This window comes from Prosthecobacter sp. (assembly GCF_044227185.1).
GTDB lineage: Bacteria > Verrucomicrobiota > Verrucomicrobiia > Verrucomicrobiales > Verrucomicrobiaceae > Prosthecobacter.
In genome coordinates this window covers 55,146-70,925 of sequence record NZ_JBGAFO010000013.1, presented here as the reverse complement: position 1 = coordinate 70,925, position 15,780 = coordinate 55,146, and the positions used below count along the sequence as shown (strand labels likewise).

The 15,780-nt window shown below is 63.0% G+C and carries 14 protein-coding genes; 4 read left to right on the top strand and 10 right to left on the bottom strand.

Annotated features, from left to right (window positions below; all coding sequences use genetic code 11):
• The first annotated feature begins 165 nt into the window (after window positions 1-165).
• Complete coding sequence (locus ACILSQ_RS25830) at window positions 166-2,265, top strand: tetratricopeptide repeat protein (RefSeq protein WP_395746573.1); 2,100 nt, start codon at window positions 166-168, stop codon at window positions 2,263-2,265.
• A gap of 624 nt (window positions 2,266-2,889) precedes the next feature.
• Here the strand turns inward: ACILSQ_RS25830 and ACILSQ_RS25825 are convergent.
• Entirely contained in the window at window positions 2,890-3,381 is a 492-nt protein-coding gene (locus tag ACILSQ_RS25825; RefSeq protein WP_395746572.1) for a hypothetical protein, read from the bottom strand.
• 380 nt (window positions 3,382-3,761) lie between these two features.
• Here ACILSQ_RS25825 and ACILSQ_RS25820 point away from each other — a divergent pair, with 380 nt between their 5' ends.
• The 3 genes from ACILSQ_RS25820 (at window position 3,762) to ACILSQ_RS25810 (ending at window position 6,763) form a co-directional block, all read left to right on the top strand.
• Window positions 3,762-4,127, top strand: coding sequence for a hypothetical protein (locus ACILSQ_RS25820; RefSeq protein WP_395746571.1), 366 nt, complete (start codon window positions 3,762-3,764; stop codon window positions 4,125-4,127).
• Between the two features lie 157 nt (window positions 4,128-4,284).
• Window positions 4,285-5,037, top strand: a complete 753-nt coding sequence (locus ACILSQ_RS25815) for a hypothetical protein (RefSeq protein WP_395746570.1) — start codon at window positions 4,285-4,287, stop codon at window positions 5,035-5,037.
• Between the two features lie 391 nt (window positions 5,038-5,428).
• The gene (locus ACILSQ_RS25810; protein ID WP_395746569.1) at window positions 5,429-6,763 is read left to right on the top strand and encodes a hypothetical protein; all 1,335 of its coding nucleotides are present in this window, start codon (window positions 5,429-5,431) and stop codon (window positions 6,761-6,763) included.
• Between the two features lie 212 nt (window positions 6,764-6,975).
• Here ACILSQ_RS25810 and ACILSQ_RS25805 read toward each other — a convergent pair whose 3' ends face one another.
• From ACILSQ_RS25805 to ACILSQ_RS25765, 9 genes are all read right to left on the bottom strand, one after another.
• Window positions 6,976-7,380: a hypothetical protein gene (locus tag ACILSQ_RS25805; protein WP_395746568.1), complete on the bottom strand. Its 405-nt coding sequence runs from the start codon at window positions 7,378-7,380 to the stop codon at window positions 6,976-6,978.
• A gap of 413 nt (window positions 7,381-7,793) precedes the next feature.
• Window positions 7,794-8,294 carry a hypothetical protein gene (locus tag ACILSQ_RS25800; RefSeq protein WP_395746567.1) on the bottom strand — a complete coding sequence of 167 codons (501 nt, stop codon included), beginning with the start codon at window positions 8,292-8,294 and terminating at the stop codon, window positions 7,794-7,796.
• A 126-nt stretch (window positions 8,295-8,420) separates the two neighbouring features.
• A complete protein-coding gene (locus ACILSQ_RS25795) occupies window positions 8,421-9,350 on the bottom strand; it encodes a hypothetical protein (protein WP_395746566.1) in 930 nt (309 codons plus the stop codon).
• 2 nt (window positions 9,351-9,352) lie between these two features.
• Window positions 9,353-9,685, bottom strand: a complete 333-nt coding sequence (locus ACILSQ_RS25790) for a hypothetical protein (protein WP_395746565.1) — start codon at window positions 9,683-9,685, stop codon at window positions 9,353-9,355.
• A gap of 272 nt (window positions 9,686-9,957) precedes the next feature.
• On the bottom strand, window positions 9,958-10,749 hold the full coding sequence (locus ACILSQ_RS25785) for a hypothetical protein (RefSeq protein WP_395746564.1): 792 nt from the start codon (window positions 10,747-10,749) through the stop codon (window positions 9,958-9,960).
• 357 nt (window positions 10,750-11,106) lie between these two features.
• Window positions 11,107-12,696: a hypothetical protein gene (locus ACILSQ_RS25780; protein WP_395746563.1), complete on the bottom strand. Its 1,590-nt coding sequence runs from the start codon at window positions 12,694-12,696 to the stop codon at window positions 11,107-11,109.
• A gap of 98 nt (window positions 12,697-12,794) precedes the next feature.
• Entirely contained in the window at window positions 12,795-14,048 is a 1,254-nt protein-coding gene (locus ACILSQ_RS25775) for a hypothetical protein (protein ID WP_395746562.1), read from the bottom strand.
• 336 nt (window positions 14,049-14,384) lie between these two features.
• Window positions 14,385-14,663: a hypothetical protein gene (locus ACILSQ_RS25770; protein ID WP_395746561.1), complete on the bottom strand. Its 279-nt coding sequence runs from the start codon at window positions 14,661-14,663 to the stop codon at window positions 14,385-14,387.
• On the bottom strand, window positions 14,660-15,430 hold the full coding sequence (locus ACILSQ_RS25765; protein WP_395746560.1) for a hypothetical protein: 771 nt from the start codon (window positions 15,428-15,430) through the stop codon (window positions 14,660-14,662). The genes ACILSQ_RS25770 and ACILSQ_RS25765 overlap by 4 nt, the downstream gene beginning before the upstream one ends.
• Window positions 15,431-15,780 lie beyond the last annotated feature (350 nt).

Below are 15,780 nucleotides of genomic sequence, written 5' to 3'. Positions count from 1 at the left end.
TCCCACTTCAGCCAGGTTCTTTTCGGCAAATGCCGCATCGTTGTGTTTGTTCACCAGCTTTGCTTGCTTCGCCCTCACAAATAAGCCCCGCGCCTAGCAATTGCGGCTTGCCTTGCCCCTCAGCCCTTCATTTAATTCCCGCACCTAAACCGCGCCCATCCATTCATGAAGTTGCCTTCCTCCTGCACGTTCGCCTTGCTCCTGCTCTCCTTCTCCTGCGGCCCCGGCGTGCTGCCTGCGGCGGAGGATGCCGGGAAGGCAACGGCGAAGGAGGCTGCGCGGAAGGCAGAGGATGCTGTGACGGCCCTGCGCGAAGTCGGAAAAATCGATGATGCGGAAAAGGCCGCGCAGGCCCTGCTGCAGGCACGCACCCAGGAGCTGGGCGCGGAGGCCGCGGACACCCTGCGCGCGCGCCTGCTGGTGGCGCAGCTTCTCATCGACCACTCCCGCGAGCCGGAGGCCGAGGCGCAGCTCCGCGCGCTGCTGCCGCTGCTGGCCAGAGTCACCGGTGAAAATTCGCGCTATCACCTGCTCTGCCAGTCCATGCTCGCCACCGCGCTGCTGGAGCAGGATAAAAACGCCGAGGTGCTGGAGCTCTGCCGCGCCATCATTCCCGTGCAGCAGCAGGCGCTGGGCCCCGCGGATGAGGTCACGCTGAAAACCCGCCGCCTGCTGGCGCGGGCGCTCTTCGCCAAAGGAAAAACCGCGCAGGCCACGCAGGAGCACCGCGACATCCTGGAGCTCTGCCTGCGCACCCTCGGGCCCGAGGCCAAAGAAACGCTGCGCACCCGCCTGGCCATGACCGGCGCGGACAGCGCCCTGCACGAGACAGAGGCCGCTGAGCGCGCGCTGCGCGAGCTGCTTCCCGCGATGGTGAAAGTCTTCGGCGAAGAAAACTCCGAAACCCAGGCCTGCGTCTTTGCCATGGCCCGCGCCCTGCGCGCCGGAGAAAAATATGAGGAGGCAGAGGCGCAGTGGCGCCGCTGGCTGGAGATCGCCACCCGCCTTCACGGCCCCGAGGACAGCTTCACCCTGCACATCCGCCAGGAGCTGGCCGCGGACCTCGAAGCCCAGGACAAAGATGCTGAAGCCGCGCAGCAGTACGAGGCCGTGCTCGCCATCCAGGAGCGCAAGCTCGGCCCCGAGGACAAGGCCACGCTGAAGACCTGCCACACCCTGGCGCTGAACCTGAAGAAGCAGAAGAAGCCCGCCGAGGCGCTGGCCTACGCACGCCGCGCCCTGGCAGGGCGGATCAAAACACTGGGCCCCGATGCCAATGACACCGATGCCTCCCAGCGCCTGGCAAACCAGCTCGCCTACGCCACACCGGGCGGCCTGGCGCAGCTCGGAGAGGTGCCGCTGCGCAGAGGCCAGAAACGCCGCCCCGTGGCCATGGTGGATGGCGCACTCATCTACGCGGATGAATTGAAGGAAACCATCGATGCCCAGGAGCAGGTCATCCGCTACCGCTACACCTCAGACCCCGACCCCGAGCGCATGGAGCAGGAGCTCGCCGAGCTGCGGCGCGAAGCCCTCGGCAACCTCATCGACAAGCACCTCCTCCTGAACGAATTCAGGCGCATCGGCGGCGAGATCAAACCAGGCTTTGTGGACCAGGACATCGACGACATCATCAAGAACAGCTTCAAGGGCAGCCGCGAGGCCTTTGACAAGGAGCTCGAAAAAGGCGGCCTGACCTACGCGGAGTTTCGCCGCCTGCGCGAGCACATGATCATCATGAACGTGATGCGCTCCCGCATTGCCGGAGAGATCGAGGTCACCGATGAGGAGGCGCACGACTACTTTGACAAAAACAAGCAGCGCTGGGCCCCGCCGCAGCAGGTGAAGATCAGCACCCTCACCATCCCCACCTCCCAGCCCGATGCGCGCACCCGCGCGGAGACTCTTCACAAAGAGATCGCCGCCGGCGGGGACTTCGCCGCCGCCGCACGCACCAGCAGCCAGGACAGCCACGCGGACAGCGGCGGCGCCTGGGACTGGATGGCCCTCTCAGACTTCACCGCCGGCGTGCGCAAAGCCGTTGACACCACGCCCAAAGGCCAGATCAGCCCCCTCATCGAGCAGGGCACCTCCTTCATCATCCTCCGCGTGGACGACCGCCTCTCCCCCGCCCCGCCCGCCTTTAAAAAAGTGAAGGACGAAGTCATCAAGGTCCTCAAGGACGAGAAAACCAAGGATCGCATCGACTACAAGGTCAACAAACTCCACGAAAAGGCCGACATCCAGAAAATGGATGCCGTGTGAGCTCGGCGCGGCCTGATGGCGGCGCATGCGATGCGTGATCGCGGGATGGGTGTGCGAAAGCCAGCCAGCCCACCAGCGCGCCACTGCCCTCGATGGCCTGTGAATGTGCGCACAGCACCCTCTGCTTGAGCCCGCCTCCAGCCAGACCTGAACGCCATGCGCCTGCCAGGGTGCCAGGATGAATGAAGAGCCATAAAAAAGCACCACGCCCTCCCGGGCGGAGCACCTGAATACCATCAAATAGCCGTATCTGGCATCCTGAGCGGTGTCTTCGCAAAGACCATGCTCTCCGGAGAAATGTGCCACCGGGCATGAGGGGGCATATGGAAAGGGGGAGAATGGCGGGACTGCAGCGCATGCTGGGACGAGGATTCTTGGGACACGGCACAGCAGCGCGTACCTGCCTTCCTCGCGGGTGCCATGGGGGCCGTGAATGCCGAAGGGCTGGTAGGGAACCGCTGCGTCGGGTCCGTAGATGAGGGTCTATGGCGCCGAGGGCGATGCAAAAAGGTGCGCCGTCCTTATTCCCTCCGAAAGGCAGAGTGGGGCGGCCTCTGCTTCATGCTCGCCACCATGGCGTTCTTGCACTGGCCGCATGAGAACCTTTGAATGGCAAGACACCGCCTAGTCACCCCGGCCCGCCAGCCGCCGCCTCCTGATCTCCTTTTCGTTGTCAGACACCATCCGCACGCTGCGCAACTGCACGGCCAGGTCCGGAGACTCCAGCCCCGCGTAAAAAGTCTCCGCCTCCTCTGGCGTGGCCTGCTCCAGAAACCGCGCCTGCTCCTCCGGCTCCACCATCCAGATGGCATGCCGCGCGTTCCGTCCGCCGCAGCCGCAGCTCACCCACAGCAGTCCATGAGTCTCCGTGCGCCCGCTCCACCTCCACTCATGCGCATGCTCCGGCACATGCGCGGCAAACCACGGCGCACCCGCCCCGCTCACCACGTTCACCACCGGCCCGCCAAAAAGCTGGGTCTCATGCCGCTCCGCCCGGCAGCGCACGCAGGTGTAGTCCGTCTCCTTGCAGTAGCCATGCACCGCCGCACACCACACCAGCCCAGCCGCGGCGGCCACCCCGGCAAATCCCAGCAAAGTGATGAACTCCTTCTTCATGCAACGGCCCCCATCTTCACACGATCGCGGCGTCCAGGCAAGAGAGAGGTGAATTTCGCACGAGTCTGGGAATGACCACCTGAGACCTCGCGTTTTCCATGCAGCCCCTGTTCCATCTGGCTGCGTCCCCGGCCTCTACGCAGGCCGCTACAGTCGGGCTGCTTTGGCCTCATTGTCTTGGCACTCGTGTCCTTGCTTTGTGGTTGTGGCTTGAATGATGGAGGCAAGGAACTCAACTTGTCCTTTGTAATTCCAGTGGAGAATGGTGTGTTGCACAAAATAGAGCCCCAGGAACTTTGAACACCGACTATTAAATCCCGTCAATGGCCCCCTCCTCGCAAAACACTCACGACCCCGTGGCCGTTACCATGGGACTTCTCATGCTCGCCTTCACATTCGCATCAGGTTACTTCCTTAAATCGACTCCACCTCCTCTTGCGCCCGTACATGTCCATTTGGGGCATCAGTTCCGCGGCCAGCGCGTCAGCATCCGTTTTAATGATGTGCGCATGTTTGACGGCCATGTGCAGACCGACGACAAAAGCCAGCATGCCGCATCCTTGCAACTGCAGCCACCCGCCGGGCGCTTTGAACTGGAGGTCAGCGTTACCCCGGGCAAGACGGTCCCGGTTTATAAGACTGAAAAGATCAGCCTTGGCAAAGGCGGCCACCTTATTCTCATCTTCAGCGGCTCAGAACGCCTCGACATCTTTCAGTCCGACAAAGCTCCCGATGTTCCTGATTGAGACTTCGTGTCATGAACCGGCTTGCTTTGACAGAGTGTCCGGTTGGACATCCGGAACTTAGGAATTCAAATCTTATTTGTTCCACGATGGTTCTTCATTCTCACTTTTTTCACCTTTCTCCCTCTTTTAACCATCACTTCGGTTTCACTATTCGCTCATGTCCCACCACCCTTTATCCCTCCTCTTCTGCTTCCTGTGGGCGATCCTCGTTTTTCCTCTTCATGCCGGCCCGCCGCTCACCTTTGAAACACTCACCACCACAAAGGGAGTCACCTACCACAACGTCAAAATCTCGCGCTACGATGCACTGGAGCTGCGCTTCACTCATGCCACCGGCGCCACCTCCGTCCCCCTCGCAGATCTGCCCGCCGACCTGCAGAAACTCTTTGGCTACGATCCCCTCAAAGCCTCCGCCGCCATGGCGGAAAAGCACGAGGAGCGCGTCAAAACCATCATCGCAGACGCCGACAAAAAAGCCCGCGCCGCCGCCCAGGCCGCGCAGGAGGAGGCAGACATCGCAGAGCTGAAAAACATCCGCGCCGGCATGCTGCGCTGCCATGTGGACCGCGTCACCGCCACCGAAGACGCCCTGCTCATCGACGTCTCCCCCGCCGACAAGCTGCCGGTGAAGCTGAGAGGCAAAAACGGCAAATACGAGCGCGTGAAGCTCACCCCGCAGGGCAAGCCCGAGCTCGTGGAGCAGATCGTCCCCGGCAAGGACTTCGCCCATGGCAGCACCCTCCGCATCCTGCCCACCTCCTCGGTGCTGCTTCCAAATTCCTTCATCTCCGTCTATCTCATCGGCAGCGATGTCGGCCCCCACACCCTCTGCGCCCTTAGCCCGGAGAGCGCCCTACTCTACCGCAAAAAACTCGCCGCCCTCAAAGCCGCCGAGCCCCCCGCCAAGTAGCCACCGCCCGCGAAGCGTCTTGGAACCGTAGCGCAGCGGGTCGGAGACCGCCGAAGGCAAATAGACAGCAGCAGGCTGCCCCGAAGGGGTGAGCGCAGCGAATCAATGCGGTCGCGGAGTGAGGAACGAACGCAGCTACCGCTTTCGCAGGCCGCAAAATCTCGCGGATACCACAAACTACCCGAACCCCACATCCCGATCAACCACCGCCACTTCACTCAGCCCACGCCCGCCATAAAACACTCGAAAGCAGCAGCTCCGCGGCCGCACTCCAGATCCCGAGCCCTCCTCCTCTCCGCCAAAAGCCGTTTCTTGAGCCCGCCGGATCCCGAGCTATGGCATCCTTCCATCCGCCCACACCCGCACGCCCCCCCCTTTCCCGCAGCACCTCATGCACCATCCCCGCCGCTTTCTCATCATCCTCATCACCAGCCTGCTGCCCGCCCTTCACACCTCCCTGCCCGCCGCAGAGCCCCCACCCTCGCCTTCACCTTCCGCTTTCACTCCCACACGCACCCTCACCGAAGCCATCGACCAGGCCCACACCGAGCTCTGGCGCCGCTTCGTCGATCCCCACGGCATCATCCGCGACTACGTGGGCGAGCTCCCCACACCCGAGGACTGCAAGCTCGGCAAGCCCAACGCCATCGGCTGGTGGAGCCCCATTGAAAACGGCCCCATGTTCACCGGCCTCTACCTCCCCGCCATGTGCGGGCGCGCCCGCCGCAGCGGCTCCGCGGAAGATGCCGCGCAGTGCCGCCGTCTCGCGCAGGGCCTCATCAAATGCGCCTCCGTCTCCGCTGTCCCCGGCTTCATCGCCCGCGGCATCGGCAGCGATGGCACCTGCCACTACCCGCTCAGCTCAGACGATCAAACTCACCCCTGGTTCCTCGGCCTGCACGCCTATTTGAAAAGCAGCATCCCCACCGAAGCGGAGCGCCAGCAGATCATCGCCAAGGTCACCGAAGTCGCCACCGCGCTCGAAGCCACTCACTGGCGCATCCCCTGCGAGGGCGCTTTCAAAGGCCAGTTCCGCGGCGGCTTCACCGGCCACCTCTTCCGCGATGCCGTCCGCTACCTCTACCTCCTCCGCGCCCTGCACGACATCACCGGCGATCCCGTCTGGGCAGACCGCTACCACAAAGCCCTCGACGAACGCCCCGACCCCGCCGGCAAAACCCGCATGGAAATCTGCGCCCTCGGCTATCCCTTCGACCGCCCCGCCATCGCCAATATCGATCAATCCCAGCTCTGGATCTACGTCGGCTGCCAGGCCTCCCTCGCGCAGCTCATCGCCATGGAGACCGATCCCCAGGGCCGCGCCCCCGCCAGCGTCATCTTTTACCGCCAGGGCCTCGCCGCCAACGCCACAAACGCCCTCCCCGCCCTGGAAGGCCGCACTCACTTCGACAACAACGACACCAAAGTTTTTGGAAACGCGAACTGGCGCGCCGTGTACTCCACCTGGTTCCCCCAGCCCACCCAGGAAGACGCCGCCCGGCTCGCCAAAATCTCCGACAAAACCAAGCGCGGCGAACGCAAGGACTACGAAGCCCGCCACATGCGAAATCCCCTCGCCGCCGCCACCCTCATCGCCCTGAACCACGACGACACCACCACCCGCGCCGCCATCCAGCAAACCCTCCGCCACTACGACTACTCCAAACTCAACATGGCCGAATTCTTCCTCGCGGAATGCGCGTACTACGCGCTGCCGGAAAAGTAGACCAGTTGCGCCGCAACTGGAGTACAGCCACGCCAACCAACCAGCACACTCGCAACACGCAGCCCCCGCTGGGAGCGCCGGTTTTTAACCGGCTCCGGCGCCGCCCCCCCGAGATGCACGCCACCCTTTTCCCCGCATTCAAAGCCGAAGCTTCCGGGCCGCCCGCCCAGAGCCGATGAAACATCGGCGCTCCCAGCAGGCATGCCGCCTCATCACGCCCCATTGATCTGCTCCACCAGCTTCGAAAAACCAGGCACCTCATGCGTGGGATCAAAACCAAGAATCTCATTCCGCGTGATCAAAAGAAAACATCCGCACCAAAGGCTCACCATCCAGTCCTGCTTCATGGTGCCCAGCCACCGCTGCACATCCTCCACCAGCGGCTTTTCCAGATAACCATCTGACTCGAAGGCCACATCGAGAAATCGCGCCTGGTTGTGCGCCTCGTACAAGTAGAACTCCTCCGGCTGCGCATGCGCCAGCAAAACCCTGCGCAGCATTTCAAGGGCCTCATCAAACTCCTCCCCAAACTCAGCCTCCGGCGGCGGCGGATTGAAATTTCTCTCGCTGAAGAGCTTTTCGAAAACCTCCTGGGTCATGATTGAGAAGCGTGCCATGGGAAAACCGATACGACGAGAACCCGGTGCGCACAACTGCGGCCGCCAGTGCTGCCCCAGGAGGCACAGGCCAGCCAGCCAGCCAGCCATTCTCAAACCATCTCATGGCACCCCGGTCACGCCCGCCCAGAGCCGATGAAACATCGGCGCTCCCAGCGCTGACCTGCCCCTGCGGCTCCGTGCGCGGCATGCCGCAAAGCCGCTCCTCCTAGCCGCCGCCATCCAGCAAACCCTCCGCCGTTATGACTGCTCCAAGCTCAACATGGCCGGGGTCTTCCTGGCCGAGTGCCGTACGACGCGCTGCCGGTGGAGAAGTGAGCCATCCAGTTGCGAAACAGCGAGGCGGCACCCGAGCGTGCGTCATCTTTGCCAGAACATGCGTCATGCGGCAGCGTAAAGCGCGCACGCAGACCTCAGGCCGCCTCAGTCATCATGCGCCGTCCCTGCCGCCACTCTCGTACAGGAACTACCAGCAGGTGCAGCACCGCTGGCAGCACAGGCATGAGGATGAGTGCTGCTGGAGAGGCCAGCAGCGCCGCCAGCCATTTGAAGGCAGGCAGGTAGAGGTGGATCACCGGCGTCACGACCTCCCCCAGCACAATGTAGCCGAAGAAAATCTGGTCCAGCCGGAAGAGGCGCAACGCCAGCCAGAGCCACAGCACCAGGGTGATCCAGAAAAACACCACCTGCCAGCCTTGCAGCGCCGCCTGCACCCCTGAGCCCACGGGCTCGTGAAAATAGAGCAGCAGCTTCAGGTAGATCCAGGTCCAGCACCAGCCTGCGCGCCGCTCCACATGGCTGAAGTATGGCGGCCTCATCCACCACACCCAGAACACAGGCAGAATCACCAGTCCCACCCAAAAAAAGAAGCGCCCCCGGCGTGTCTGCAAATCTGTCGGTTTTGCGAGGTTCATGGCGGATGAATTTCACACGATCATCTCACATCCGCCGCCTGCGGCACAAGCCTGAAAAGCCCATGGAAAGCCGGTCTGCAATGGCATGCTCGCGGCTGATCGTCGCCAGGCTCACCAAACTCCCCCTCAATACCTCCCGCTCGACCACGCCGGCCACACGCCCACGGGCTTCCGCCCCTGCGGCCGCATGTTTTGCAGCAGCAGCAGCGCCGCCTGCGCCTGCTGCTTGATCAGCGCGGGGGCGTCCTGATTGCGCAGGCTCGAGATGTCGTAGTTCGTGACGGAGGGCTTCGCAAAGAAGGCGTCCAGCGCCAGCGGCAGAAAGATGGACTCCACAAAATTGGCCGGCACCGGCAGCGCCACGCCGGGGTCCGTGTGGTCCTCGTCGTCGTTGTAAACGTCCACGCGCGTCAGCTCTCCCAGCGCCGTGCGCGCCTGAAACTCCAGCACCGTGTCCGTGCTCACATACCCGGAGATCATGAGGCGCAGCTTCACCGCGCCATTGGCCACCGCCGACTCCACAAAGTAGCGCGCCTCGCCGCCGCAGTCCTGCGCCAGTTCATCACGGCTGCCCACCGCCACCAGCCTGCGCCGGCTGCCGCGGAAGCGCACCGGCTCCAGCACGGTGATGACGTCCGCATCCAGCTCCGCCGTGTCCACATTCACCGTGGCCGTGCCGCTGCTGCTGTCAGACAGATGCGGAAACTGCAGCGTAGCCGTGCTTCCTGAGATGGAAAGAATGCGGTTCATTGCAGGATCTCCCGGCAGGTCCACCCAGCAGCCCGCCGCCCAGGCGGGAAAGCTCCCTGTGGCCGTCTTCCCGCCGCGCGTCAGCCCGCTCACCGCCACGGTGGAGGGCGCGCGGAAGTACGCGCTGCGCTGCTGCTTCGCCGCGCACAGCGGGCCCAGCACCGCCATCTGCTGCAGCGCCGCATTGCACGCCGCCAGCGCGTCCGGCAGCGGATCATCATAGTCAGCGCCGCCCGCGTAAGGAATGGCGCGCTGCTCCACCCGCAGGTAGCTCAGCATCGTGGCGATCGTTTCACGTACAGTCATAATCAGAGGGTGGTGAGGGGTGTCGTGCGGGGTTCGGCCAGGCTCAGCGTCATGGAGTCCAGCGTGGCGATGATGTCCGTCTCAAGCGCCAGGCGGTAGAGGCGCCCGCCGCGTGTCAGCTCGCCGCTGGCGTAGCGGCCCACGTACACCTGCGTGCCGCAGCCCAGCTCCGCGCGCCGGCATTCCGGCCCGCGCGCCACCACCACCGCCTCCATGCGCGTGCCCGCTCCCTGCACCCCCGTGGGCAGCACGATGCCCGCGGCAGTGGTCTGCTCCTGCGGCGTCACATCCAGCAGAAGGTAGTTGTTCAAAGGGTGAATTCCAGGTGGTTTCATGGTGTGTTTTCGTGTTGGTATTTTCTGGTATATCTCTCAAAAACTTCAAATTCGCTCTCTTCAGCCTCAGTTCGTCCTCGTTCCGCTGCTCGTCCTCGTCCTCGTTCTCCTACTCGTCCTCGATCCTCCCGCTCCGCTTTTCCCCAGCGCGGGGTTCTGCCGCCACTCTTCCTCCTCCTCTTACTCCTACTCCTCCTCCCCCGCTCTGGTAGTTCATGCCACAATCCTCCGCTCCAAGGGAGGAAGAGTAGGAGTAGGAGGAAGAGAAAGATTCACGCCGCCCCTGCCTCCTCCCTGCGCCTCACCCATCCCCCATTCACCAGCTCAATCCGCGATCCCGCATGCACAATGGCCGCCCGCAGCGCCCCCTCCGGCTCTCCCAGCAGCGCAGCCAGCGCCCTCAGCCTCCGCGGCGAGTCCACCAGCGCATACGCCGCCTCATGCAGCGGGGCGCTTTCAGCGCCGTTTGCGGTAGTTGGCAGCCGTTTGCCATGGTTTGCAGTGGTTTGGAAAACCTCCGGCAAACCACCGTCAACCATCGTCAACGTGCCGCAGGCACCTTCAGCCACCGTCAACGCGCCGCAGGCGCCTTCAGCCATCGTCAACGCGCCGCAGGCGCCGCCCGAGGCGGGCGCAACGGTCGGCTCAGCACCCGGCCCAACCACGATACGGGTGTCAGCTCGCGTGTCCGTTGCGCCCCTCTTTTCGGCATCATTGCTCCGCGGTGCAGCGGCGGCAGGCGACTCCAGCAGCACCACCATCGCGTGCGGCAGGCGGCGCTGCTCCATCAGCTCATGCGCCAGCCTGCCCTTCCCCGCCTGCCACAGGTGCAGCGGCACGCGCAGAATGTGTCCCTCCATCTGCGCCTCATAGCGGAAGAGGTACGACCGCGTCCCCCTGTCATGAAAATCATACGGCGCGGTGTTCCCCACCCCCACCAGCTTCACCACCACCAGTGGCTCATCCGCCCGGCGAAACTTCGCCAGCATCGCCGAGTCAACGCGGGCCGGCAGGGTGGAAACAGTGACAAGAGAGGGACATGAGTTTGTGGTGTGGGTCTTCATAAAAAAAAATGGCAAAAGTCAAAAGTCGTTCAGTCAAAAGTAAAAAGTAAAAAGTGTCTTCGCAGCGCATCGTTCCTCATCGTCCTCGTCCTCCTACTCGAACTCGTCCTCGATCCACCCGCTCCGCCTTCACTCAAACCTCCCTTACTACCTCAGGACTCGTTCACGTCTCAGACTCCGGCTCCTCCTCTTCCTCCTACTCCTACTCTTCCTCCCTCGGATCGGTCGCTCATGGCACAAACTACCAGAATAAGGGAGGAGGAGTAGGAGTAAGAGAAGGAGAAAGATTGGTGGGGTGCAGGCCCGCACAGTGCCGCTGCAAAGAAAACACCGTGCGGGCCGCTGTGGTGGCGCGGACTAGGCGCTCAGAGTCGGCACCTCCAGGCCCGGGTGCTGGCCCGCATGGCGCAGCAGGGAGTAGCCGCTCGTCTTGCCGTCCGTCCGGATGCAGGGCGCCTGGCCGAAGACGGTCTCATAGCCGCCGCCATCCACAAAGGAGTAGTCGTCCTTGTCACCCACCAGCAGGTCATCCCCCACGTAGGCGCGCACCGCCGTCTCCTGCCCCAGGATCAGGCTGCACATGTCCACCGCGCCGTTCGCGTTGCAGGGAATGATGTAGGCGCCTGCGTCAAACTCCGCCGTCCAGGTGAAGTCCGCGGAGCAGTTCGAGCCGCTGCCCGCGCCGCCAGCCGCGCGCGTGTAGGCATTGCCCGCCGTGTTCAGGCCCCAGGTGTCCCCCGTCGCCACGAAGTTCCCCAGCGTGTCCACGCCCAGGCCGGAGCCATCGTTCGTGTTGTCCGGGTTCAGGATGTGCGTCAGCGTGATCTGGTTGCCGTCGTTGTTGCTCCCCGTCCAGCTCACAAAGCCCACGCTGCCATCCGGATTGATGATCCACGCATAATACGTGGCGCTGGTGATGCTCGAGTAGAAGGTGGTCCACGCCACACCGCCCGGCGCCGTCGTCGCGCTGCTGGTGGACTGGCCCTCATACCACTCGTACTTATACCCGCCCATCCACGCCATGTAGGGCGTCTTCGTGTCCGTCGCATGGCTCTTCAAAACGCAGGCCCCGCTGGAGGAGTCCACGCCAAAGCCCGTCGAGAGAATCGCGCGCGGTGCCAGAGGATCGGCGCACTGGTCGTTCTCCGGATCCACAGACGCATGCTCAAAGAGGCCCACGCCGTTCCAGTCCAGCAGCTTGCCGGAGAAGAGCGGGTTTTCCTCGTTGCTGCGCGCGCCGCCGTGCATCGCCGCCTGCTCGTAGCTCGATGAGTTCTTGATCCCCGCGATCGCCGCGTCCGGGATGTACACCATCGGCTTGTAAACCGGAGAGCCATGCTTGCTCGTCACCACGATGCTGCGCCCGCCCAGCCGGCGCCATTGCGGGATCGCATTCGTGATGCCGCTCGGCGTCAGCGTGTCCAGCGCATTCAGGCTGGCCAGCGTCTTCCGGCCGTTCGGGTAGATCGTGTTCCCCACGCCCTGCAGCTTCAGCGCCATCTTCATGTCGTTCATTCGGCGGCGGCCCAGCTTCTCCCGCAGCGCCAGCAGCACGGCGGATTTCACCCCGCCGCCTCCCGCCATGAATTTGAGCTGCTTCTTGGTAAACTTGAAGGCGTCGCGCCAGAAGTCCACCACGCAGCCGAAGGTCTTGAAGTCCACGCTGGACTCATTCCCGCGCAGCGGCTGCTCGCCCCGCGCACCCGGGCCGCGCGGCTGGCTCATGACCGTGAATTTCACCTCGTCCCCCGCATGCGCGGAGGCGATGTCCTTGCGTACAATGAAGGGCTTTCCCGAGCCCTCCGCCCCTTCAAACATCGAAAAGTCATCCACCGAGCGCGCCCCTTTGCGCAGCTGCTGTGAATAGACCTTGGCGACGACGGACGGATCAGCCGCCACGGCGGCCGCGAGTGTGGAGACAATGGATTCTGCGTGATAGTTGCTCATGTCAGTTTCTCAAATTGAGATGGTTGTGTGTTGCTTGCTTGTTTTGTGTTTCTTCGCTTGGTTTCGAACTCTGAACGTGTGGTATCTTCCCCCAGGTCCTAATATCCATGATCCGCGCCAGGCCTCCGGTGCCGTACTTTCACGGCCGTCAGCTTGTCCAGGCTCTGGATGAAGGCGTCCTGCTGCTCCGGCGTCAGCTTCTCGATCTCCGCCATCGCCGTCTGGGGAGACAGCGCGCCGGCGGAAAAACCGGGGCCGACAGGTGAGCCGGGCAGCCGCACCGCATGTCGCGGCGCGGGTGGTATCTGCGACCAGCCTCTCGCATGGCCCGGGCTCTGCGCCGCGTGCCCGTTGAAAAACTTGTCAATCACCCGCCGTCCGATCTTCTCAGGCCAGTCAGGATAGTTCAGAATTGGGTCGTGTTTTGCTTCTGCAAGCAAAATCTCATCTTCGCAGCACGGCACAAATCCGGACTCCTCATCCGCCATCAGCTCGCCGTACATTTCCGTCGTTCGCGCCAGGCTTTCCTCCTGCGCGCCCAGCCACTCGCGGTTCACCGCCTCCGCCTCCCGCCGCGCCTCGCGCAGGTCCAGCTTCACATCCGTCATCTGCTCCAGAAGGTCCGTCGCCGCCGGGTCATACGTATGCTTCGCCGTCCGGTACTGCTGCTGCAGCGCCGTCAGTTGCTGCTCCAGCTCCGCCACCTGCGGCGCGGCGCTCGCGCTCATCATCTCCAGCTCCGGCGCCTCAGGCTCCCCGTAGTAGTCATCCTCTCCCTCCTCGACATACATCCCCTCATCCTCCGCCGCGCCGCCCGTGATGCCAAACACCTCCGCAAACGCCTCCGCCGGCGTGCATCCCGCGCGGATCATGTCCAGCGCCTGCACCGTGCGCGCCCGGTCCTCCGGCTTCAGCGCCTTGATGGACACCCGCGCCGGCCCGCCCATGAAAGCCGCGCCCTCGTCCGCGCCAGCGTCTGTCCCCGGCTCACCCTCAAACTCCCCCGCCTCTGCGTGCTGCGAATGCATCGCCATCAGTGCCGCCGCCACCCGCTCCGCGTCCCCGCTTTCAAAATCCGCCATCTGCGCGTCCGTCATCCCCGTCAGATCTGCATCACCCAGCACCTCCACCAGCGAATCCATGCCCGGCAGCACCTCCACCCCCGCCTCATCGGCATACCCCATCTCCGCATCCCTGCCCGCATCTGCATCGCCGCCTCCGCTCTCGCTGTGAAGGCTCTCCAGCACCGCGCTGGCATCCGCCTCCGAAAGGTTTTCAAAAACAGCCGCAGCCTCGGAAACGGCGGCAGAAGGGGCGGCTGCGGGTGGTGGTGGTTGGGCATCGTCAGTCATGGTGCTATGTTATGGTTGTTTGTGGTATTATAAAAAATTGTATTGCCTCGGTCAGGAAGACGCGGCCTCAGCCGCCTGCATCACACACCCGCCACCGCACCCTGCGGGCGTCCCGCAGGTCTCATGCTGTGGTCAGGCATCATGGAAACAGCCTTGGGCCCGGAATTTCAGAGTCAAGCGCCGCGTGAAAAAATATTCGAAAGATCCGCTCCTCCCTGCCATCTCTCCTGCTTCTATTTCAGTCCGCGAGAACCCCTGTTCGCGCACGCTCTGCATCCAGCTTGCCCTGGTCCAAAGCATGCCGCAAAACCCGTGAGTGATAAAATCCCACCCCTGTCAGTCGATGGCTCCTTCCGGCAGCTCATCTTCAGGTCCCCATGTGTCTGACTGAAAATAGATCTCCTTGTAGTCCTTGTACCACGAATTCAAAACCCGCCGCGCTATGTCCGCTACTGTGCGGTGCATTTGGGTTTCGCGCGCAGAGTGCCGGGCAAAGTCATCTGCCAGCCGTTCATTGAAACGTGGACAGTCGTCGCTCCACCACTTATTGCCGTCAAAGCAGACTTGGTAGCCGTTACATTCGGCGATGTAGATTCCAGTATGGGGTAGGCTCATGGCTGTTGGAGGGTTTGAAGGATAAAGCGGAAATATTCTGGGTCATTTTGCATGAATTCGACAGGATTTGCATGCAGTCTTTCGATGCCTCGGGTCAGGAGCTCCGTGCCTTTGCCCCCGCAGTCCTTGCCCATGTAGTGATCACCACCGCAGGCCCCAAACTGATCTTCATACGCATATTCATCTGCGCGGTGTTTTTGATCTCCTGTGAGTTTACTCAGGAGCTTTGGCTGTTCAGTTCCTGCGCGGTACCGCAGGAAGGACAGCGCTGCGGCCAAGACGGCAGGGTTTTGCACCTCCGTGCCATGAGTGATCTCATGCATGATTTTGGACTCAGGGGCAGAAGCGTCCATGCGAATGACGCCGTCTCGGTAAGCAGGCCTGAGGTAGGGGCGATAGGCCACATCCACTTTGGGCAGCAGGGCAGCGTGAATGTAGCGGGTGGCTAGGCGCGCCCCGGCCTCCACCGCTGTCCGAAGCCTGCTGTCAACAGAACCAAAAGTGACCTGTCCCTGCTCATGCTGGGGAATCTCCACCTCCCGGCGGGCGTTCTCGATCATTTGATTGAGGGCGTTCTCCGCCTTGATAAATGCTTTCCGGGCCTTCAAATATTCGGCGTTAGTGCCGTTGATCGATGCCTCCTCTTTATTCGATTGCGTCGTTTCATAATCTTGCCGAAGCCTGTTCCATTCCGCAGCCATACCCTGAAGCCGCGTTTCTATGTCGCCAATCCTGCCTGTGATGGCCGGGAGAGCTGGCTGCGCCAAGGCTTTAGTCGATGGAGATGTCTTCCCAGAGCCTGAGGACTGTGCCCCATGGGAGGAGGCAGAGGGCGGGGGTGCCTCAAACCGGGTGCTACGCGCCGTGTCCCCCTCCACCACCCGCCGCGCCTGCGCCACATCCGCCTGCACCTGCGGGTGTTGCTGAGCCTGGACGGGCATCTTCGAGACGTTGTGGAGCAGCTCCCGGGACCTCTGCACGCTCAGCGGCGGTGTTCGGGGAGGAGGAAGTTGGGGAGTTGGCGGTTCCCATCCGAAGCCGTCAGATGCATTCGTGGTATTTCCTGGTTTCCCAAAATGCGATCCTGAGGCGGTTGCGGGGAAATCCTCTCTCCAGC

What these genes read in the sequence shown, in the direction of transcription:
- ACILSQ_RS25775 (WP_395746562.1), bottom strand. Translation starts at nt 14,048, where the DNA reads ATGACTGACGATGCCCAACCACCACCACCCGCAGCCGCCCCTTCTGCC.
- ACILSQ_RS25815 (WP_395746570.1), top strand. Translation starts at nt 4,285, where the DNA reads ATGTCCCACCACCCTTTATCCCTCCTCTTCTGCTTCCTGTGGGCGATC.
- ACILSQ_RS25780 (WP_395746563.1), bottom strand. Translation starts at nt 12,696, where the DNA reads ATGAGCAACTATCACGCAGAATCCATTGTCTCCACACTCGCGGCCGCC.
- ACILSQ_RS25800 (WP_395746567.1), bottom strand. Translation starts at nt 8,294, where the DNA reads ATGAACCTCGCAAAACCGACAGATTTGCAGACACGCCGGGGGCGCTTC.
- ACILSQ_RS25770 (WP_395746561.1), bottom strand. Translation starts at nt 14,663, where the DNA reads ATGAGCCTACCCCATACTGGAATCTACATCGCCGAATGTAACGGCTAC.
- ACILSQ_RS25820 (WP_395746571.1), top strand. Translation starts at nt 3,762, where the DNA reads ATGCTCGCCTTCACATTCGCATCAGGTTACTTCCTTAAATCGACTCCA.
- ACILSQ_RS25810 (WP_395746569.1), top strand. Translation starts at nt 5,429, where the DNA reads ATGCACCATCCCCGCCGCTTTCTCATCATCCTCATCACCAGCCTGCTG.
- ACILSQ_RS25830 (WP_395746573.1), top strand. Translation starts at nt 166, where the DNA reads ATGAAGTTGCCTTCCTCCTGCACGTTCGCCTTGCTCCTGCTCTCCTTC.
- ACILSQ_RS25795 (WP_395746566.1), bottom strand. Translation starts at nt 9,350, where the DNA reads ATGACTGTACGTGAAACGATCGCCACGATGCTGAGCTACCTGCGGGTG.
- ACILSQ_RS25785 (WP_395746564.1), bottom strand. Translation starts at nt 10,749, where the DNA reads ATGAAGACCCACACCACAAACTCATGTCCCTCTCTTGTCACTGTTTCC.
- ACILSQ_RS25790 (WP_395746565.1), bottom strand. Translation starts at nt 9,685, where the DNA reads ATGAAACCACCTGGAATTCACCCTTTGAACAACTACCTTCTGCTGGAT.
- ACILSQ_RS25805 (WP_395746568.1), bottom strand. Translation starts at nt 7,380, where the DNA reads ATGGCACGCTTCTCAATCATGACCCAGGAGGTTTTCGAAAAGCTCTTC.
- ACILSQ_RS25825 (WP_395746572.1), bottom strand. Translation starts at nt 3,381, where the DNA reads ATGAAGAAGGAGTTCATCACTTTGCTGGGATTTGCCGGGGTGGCCGCC.